We start from the raw sequence: 6,137 nt of genomic DNA on the forward strand, positions 1-6,137 counted from the left end.
GCAACAAAGAGTTAATCGTCCCTAGAAAGAACCCAATGGGCAGCGCATGTTTGGTATTTATGCTGCGTTATCGCCTATTTATGGGGAATAACCACACTACATAGGCTCTGCCTTGCCTAAAAACCAAACAGTCTGCTGCAAATTCAACTACCAAAGATCAACACGCCCTAGCAACGCTAATACTATTTAATGCGTCTTTAATTGCTTGCTGGCTTATTGGCTTATGAATATGGAGGTTAGCTCCGTATTCATAAACTCGCTCTATATCATTTTGTGAAGTATTTGCTGTTATAACAATAATTGGCATTACTTTATTAAGATCAGAGCGTATTTTTTTAATCGCCTCAAACCCATCCATTACTGGCATATTTAAGTCCATAAAAACAATATCGTATTGATTTTCACTCACCATATCGCACGCGACTTTGCCGTTTTCAGCGCAATCATAGCTTAAACCTAATAAGCTAAGTATGCGGGTCAGTAATATAGTATTTAATGGATTATCTTCAACGACTAAACACTTTAGTTTGTCATTTATTTTACGAGGGTTTGGGAGAGCTTTACTGGCAATTATTGGTAAGTGCAAAGATACCAGCGCCCCATGGGCTTCATTATTTTTGAAGGTAATTTCACCGTGCAACGCCTTTACAACATACTGAACCCGAGTGAGACCTGTTCTTAATCCTTGAAAATGGTTTGTTTGTTTAAATGAGTCAAATTCAAGATCAGTAATCTCTTTCGAAAAACCACAACCAGTATCACTTACAGTGACACAAAGTTCATTATTAAAAAGCTTTGCAGAGACAGTAATTTCACCCTCTGTCGTAAACTTAATAGCGTTACTGATTAATTCTGTAAGCGTATGCTGCAAACGTTGATGATCCAATTTACATACACAATTTAATGATTCATCTAAACAACTAACTAGTTTTAGGCCTTTTTGCTGACAAGCATGCTCGTAAGCCATTAGTACTTTATTACACGACTCTAGAAGGTTTTCATTTTTAAATTGCGGTACCCACTTTCCTGTACTTAAAGCTTGCAAGTCCTGCAGTTCATCTAATATGGCTATTAACCTAAGTGCACAGTAATTAGCTTGGGTTTTAACGCTTTGCTGCGTATCAGAAACCTTTAACTCCTCAATAGACGTAATAAGACCCTGTAAAGGAGTTCTAAATTCGTGACTTGCTCTGGCAATAAAATGCTCTTTATTTTGACTCACTTGTTGAGCGAACTCTTTTTGCTTTTGGTATTTAGACAATGCGTTACCTATTTCTTTTTCCATTGGCATAAATACAAACCTTAACTCTACAAGTAGTAAAAACATCGCCATAAGCCAAAATAATAATTCAAGGTTAGATACCCAGTTCAATTTTTGGACAGCTTGCTCTTCAAATAAATTCACTGCATGATCTAGTTGCTTTAATAGCTCTTCAACCTCAGTTACAGAGAATATACGCTTATCTACTTGGCCTTGTTGATAAAGCAAATTTTCCGCTTGCTGGATATATGTTGCAACTTGGGAATCTAGTTTATGAGGAGCTAACGTATATAGCTTAATAAGCTTAGGTGTAAGGTACTGATACTCTCCATTAGCATTTTTTGAAAGTAAGTAATTATGAGTTTTTTTGAATGATACGACTGATGTCTTTAACGCTTTAGTATGCTCAGAAATATTTGTTGCCGATAATAATAACTCATTACTATGCCAAGCTATTTTTTGAGAAAGCATTCTCTGCTTACCAGCCATATTTATTATTTTTGCGTCATATTTTTGCACCGAAAAATAATACTGCATAAGTGATGCTGATGTGCTTATTAATAGTGCTATTGCTATTAATGCCCATCGGTAACGAGTACGGATATTCGCGACAACTTTAAACATACTAAGCCCTGTTTTTGTTTTAAGTGTAGCTCAATTTTTTAGAACTAATAAGCAGCTTAAATAATGATTATTAAATAAAAAAGCCCAACTAAAAAGTTGGGCTAATAAAATAAAACTATTTAACTATCTATTTTCTAAACGGTTATAGTCGAACATTCCATATTCTATCCCACGATATTTTTTAGCTGTATCGTGCAATATATCGCTGTATTGCCAAAACTGTGGATGAGTACGTCGTATACCAAACTTAGATTTCAATGCACCATAATCAGCTTCTATTTGCATCATAGGCAATTGCTCGGCAAAAGCATTTACTTGCTGCTCGTTATTTAAATACCAAATAGCTGCTGGATAATCTCCGATAAACCCAGGAACAATAGTCGCAGTATCTTCATCATAAGCACGTTGGCCATCTTCGTTTAATAAACTAGATATATTGTAGTGCGCATTATGATGAATAATAGTGTAGCCCTTATGGCTATTATCTTCTTGCTTTACAAGTATAAAAGAAAGCTGAGGTAATAAGTTAACCGCTTTTGCTGGCATTTCACTTATTACATTTAACGGCTTTGCCACTTCAGTGTAGTTGTATTTTTCACTTAAAACTGACGCTAAGGCTTCTTTCATCAAGGTATATAGTTCATGCTGTGGATCATCAGTTTCATAGTTAATACCACTGGGCTGGCTAAATTCTCGGTTACTTTTAAAGAACTTAGATAAGTCAGGTGGTGAATTACGATACCACTGCTTTTTGATTTGATTACGCTTGTGCTCAGGTAATAGAGCTAAAAAGTTTTGCTCTCCCTCTAAACGTAAAAAATCCATATATAAACGTGTAACCAATTGATGGCCTATATTTCCGTATACATCAAAGCCTGCCACAAGCAAATAATGAATACGTTCAAATAACGCATAATCAAGTATCCACGTGGTTTTAGGCTCTTGACCAATAAAACCTTTAACAACAGTTGCACTATCAAAATGGCGGAAAATAGTCAGTGCAGCATTTTTATTATGCCCATCACCTTTCCAAAGCAAGTCAGTTGTAAGATGCTCGCCACCTTTGAACATTTCGTTTGCAAGCTCAACTTTTGCCTGTAAATATTTTTTCTCACGAACTGAATATTTAACCCAGCTAGAAATAGGTAACGCATTACTTTCCTCTGCGGCAGGAAGTTCTAGAGCTTCTTCATGTTGCATTAGCATTTCCCCTACAGCAGGAGTCGCAACCTTATCAGGATCAGCAAATGCCACCCAAAAGTGATCATTTATAACATTTAAAGCAATCTGACCACGACAAACAGGCCCTTTTATAAAGCCCATAATAATTAACTCTGCTTCATCAAGCATAAATTGATATTTAGAATTAATAGGAATAACTTCAAAAGTTTTAAATGGGTTAGATGCTGACTTAGGCTCATAACTCGGCATTTGCGTAACTGTATAATCTGGCGCAATAAACTGCTCGTACAAACGCAGTAATTTAGTTTCATTAAGCTCAAGTGGTAAATGCGTTTTAGAAAGTATGGTTGTACGCTCTTGCATAAAACGATAATAAACACGGCTAACTTTAGGGTCATCGTATGGACGACGCGTATTAATTAACTTTATTTCCTCACCAGGAGGCGTACTTGAGCGAACTAGTTTAAAAAAGCTTTGTGGGTTCTCTGACGTAAAATAAATATGTGCTAAAAACCAATGTTCATAAATATAACGTGCTGATAACTGATACTTTAAGTTATCTTGATTTAAAAATGCTTCCCAGCCCTTTATTTTATTCTGATCATACTTACTTGGTGGCTCAATATGTGACATTTTACCGCCATTTTTAAGCCAGTTCTGTAAATGATTAAACTCTTCGCGCGAAACCCCAGGTAAACCATAAGGCATACCGCCATGAGGTTGCTCGTCAGCTAATCGGTCAAACTCCCCCATTGTTGCACAGGTTTGCGAACGCCCTAATGAAAAATCAAATTCATCATCTAGCACTTCATTAGTTGGTAATTCATAGCTTTGCTTTAACACTAAACTATTAAATAAAACACTTCCCGCTAAGTTTGCTTCTTCACTTTGTACGCGCTCATTTAGCACTGGCGTAAAGTTTTTTTCTCGCCATTGCTGTGTATTGGTTGCATCAAACAATAAACGGCTTGGGGTCGTTGCCAATAAACGAGTTCCATCGTAAACGAGCTCTTTACTCAAACCTCGATCAATACCTTCAGGGGATGAGAGCTTAAGCTGGCAAGGTGCATCGTAACAACCATGGCAAACGACGCAGCGGGTATCGAGTACTGGTTTTACGTTTTGTAAAAAATCAGCTCCAGCAAGGGTAGAATGTGGAACGATACGTTCTTGCGCTTGTTCAGGGCCAAATAAATCATCGTAATGTGCATTACCTAAGTAAGCACAGCCACTAAGGATAATTAATACGAATGTACTTATTATTATTTTTTTCATTCGTCCTCGTCACCTAAATCGAAGGTAGGCATCATATCCATTTGAGGGGAAACGAATGTTTTTTGACCTTCAGTATTCAAAACAATACTTAAAAGAGGCCCATGCGTTAATGTTATCTGCGCATCATGCTCTTGCTCTAATATACTTAAATACAGAGAATCAGTTATAAGCAACTCATAACCGCTAACGGTAATAGCTACACTGCTATCTTCACTTGGATTTTGGCAAATTTGAGCAAGTAACTCATCATCAAGTCCAATTGATATTTCAAAATCAGGCTGCTCTAAATCTCTATTACTTAATGATTCATCTAATAGAAATAAAGGAAGGGTTAAATTGCTATTTTGTTCAAATTCCATTGCGTTCTCTGCACTTTCTGACGATTTAATTGGCGAGTATTATAACAAACTAGCGAGTAAATTAACGCTAAAGCTAATGTAACTGTTTAAACGTCATCTATAACAGATTCGATCACCGAAAATACACCACCTTGAGGATCGCATATAACACTAAAACGACCAACATCGGGGATATCTGTTGCAGGAACACATACTTGTCCACCTAAGCTAGCGGCTTTATTTACTGCCGTATCGCAGCTCTCTACTGCAAAATAAATCATCCAATGAGCAGGAATATCTTCAGGCCAGTCGCTTGTCATCTCAAGCATACCGGCAATTGGCTGTCCATCAACCAAAAATAAAGTGTAGTTCATACCTTCCATTGGCTTTATTTCACTTTCCCAGCCTAGTAAAGCACAGTAAAAATCTCTACTTACTTTACTATTTCTGGTTGCTAACTCATGCCAATAAGGCGTGTTTAATTCACCTAAGTACTTACAACCTTTATGCTCATTGCCTTGCCATAGTGCAACAGTGGCACCTACAGGATCTTTTAGCATCAACATTCGTCCTGCATTCATAACATCATGAGGACCGGCAATAACTTCAGCACCTAGTTCTTTAGCTTTTAGCGCACAATCATCAACATTGTCGACGGCAATGTAAGCCAACCAATGACTTGGGATCCCTTCACTAATTTGCTCTTTAGGCATTTCATACATAGCGGCTATATCACCACCTTGCTTTTGTAGCATGGTGTAATATATGTCCTCCCCAATAGGTTGATCGTCATACCCCCAATCAAATAATGATGTATAAAACGCCTTACCATCTTTCCAATTATGCGTACAAAGTTCTGACCAACAAAAAATGCCATGTGGATGATTATCAATTTCACTCATTATTAAACCCTTATTATTCTATTTTTATCTAAACGAGCTCTGTCACATTTTATAAACTACATAATTGAACAGATCATAAATTGAGATTAGAGCAATAACTAAGCGGAGTCGATAAAAGAAGGGCAAGAATTCGTTATTCAGTTGTTTCATATATGAGATTTTTAACGCAGTTAGCGTCAGATTTAATCCCTCAAATTGATTAAATATTATTGCTGATCGATATAAATGATTTACTAAGAAGTCCTTCGCTCTAGAGGAATCCCTAAATCACTTTTTTGCAGACGTAAAAAAGCCCGAATCATTAGATTCAGACGCTCTACAATATAAAGTCGGTACGCTACGCAGTATATCAGCGTCGGGAGTCGCTGCACTCGCCCGCCCTACGTGATGGGTGTTGATGTGAGTGTGTGTTAATTGCGCGCATTTCACTTTTCTGCAGACGTAAAAAAGCCCGAATCGTTAGATTCGGGCTCTCTACAATTTGAAGCCTGGTAATGTCCTACTTTCACATAGCAAATGCTACACTATCATCGGCGCTGTTTCGTTTCACTACTG

The 6,137-nt window shown here is 37.2% G+C and carries 4 protein-coding genes; all 4 read right to left on the bottom strand.

Annotated elements, in window-relative coordinates:
• Positions 1-157: 157 nt before the first annotated feature.
• Positions 158-1,885, bottom strand: coding sequence for a response regulator (locus I6F66_RS20215; RefSeq protein WP_165728078.1), 1,728 nt, complete (start codon positions 1,883-1,885; stop codon positions 158-160).
• A gap of 123 nt (positions 1,886-2,008) precedes the next feature.
• Positions 2,009-4,342: a fatty acid cis/trans isomerase gene (locus tag I6F66_RS20220; protein ID WP_165741672.1), complete on the bottom strand. Its 2,334-nt coding sequence runs from the start codon at positions 4,340-4,342 to the stop codon at positions 2,009-2,011.
• Positions 4,339-4,701: a hypothetical protein gene (locus I6F66_RS20225; RefSeq protein ID WP_165728076.1), complete on the bottom strand. Its 363-nt coding sequence runs from the start codon at positions 4,699-4,701 to the stop codon at positions 4,339-4,341. The genes I6F66_RS20220 and I6F66_RS20225 overlap by 4 nt, the downstream gene beginning before the upstream one ends.
• Positions 4,702-4,787: 86 nt before the next feature.
• The gene (locus I6F66_RS20230; RefSeq protein WP_165728075.1) at positions 4,788-5,582 is read right to left on the bottom strand and encodes a VOC family protein; all 795 of its coding nucleotides are present in this window, start codon (positions 5,580-5,582) and stop codon (positions 4,788-4,790) included.
• Between the last annotated feature and the right edge of the window lie 555 nt (positions 5,583-6,137).

The sequence above is a fragment of the Pseudoalteromonas sp. NZS100_1 genome, from assembly GCF_015864285.1.
GTDB lineage: Bacteria > Pseudomonadota > Gammaproteobacteria > Enterobacterales > Alteromonadaceae > Pseudoalteromonas > Pseudoalteromonas arctica.

What these genes read in the sequence shown, in the direction of transcription:
- I6F66_RS20220 (WP_165741672.1), bottom strand. Translation starts at nt 4,342, where the DNA reads ATGAAAAAAATAATAATAAGTACATTCGTATTAATTATCCTTAGTGGC.
- I6F66_RS20230 (WP_165728075.1), bottom strand. Translation starts at nt 5,582, where the DNA reads ATGAGTGAAATTGATAATCATCCACATGGCATTTTTTGTTGGTCAGAA.
- I6F66_RS20225 (WP_165728076.1), bottom strand. Translation starts at nt 4,701, where the DNA reads ATGGAATTTGAACAAAATAGCAATTTAACCCTTCCTTTATTTCTATTA.
- I6F66_RS20215 (WP_165728078.1), bottom strand. Translation starts at nt 1,885, where the DNA reads ATGTTTAAAGTTGTCGCGAATATCCGTACTCGTTACCGATGGGCATTA.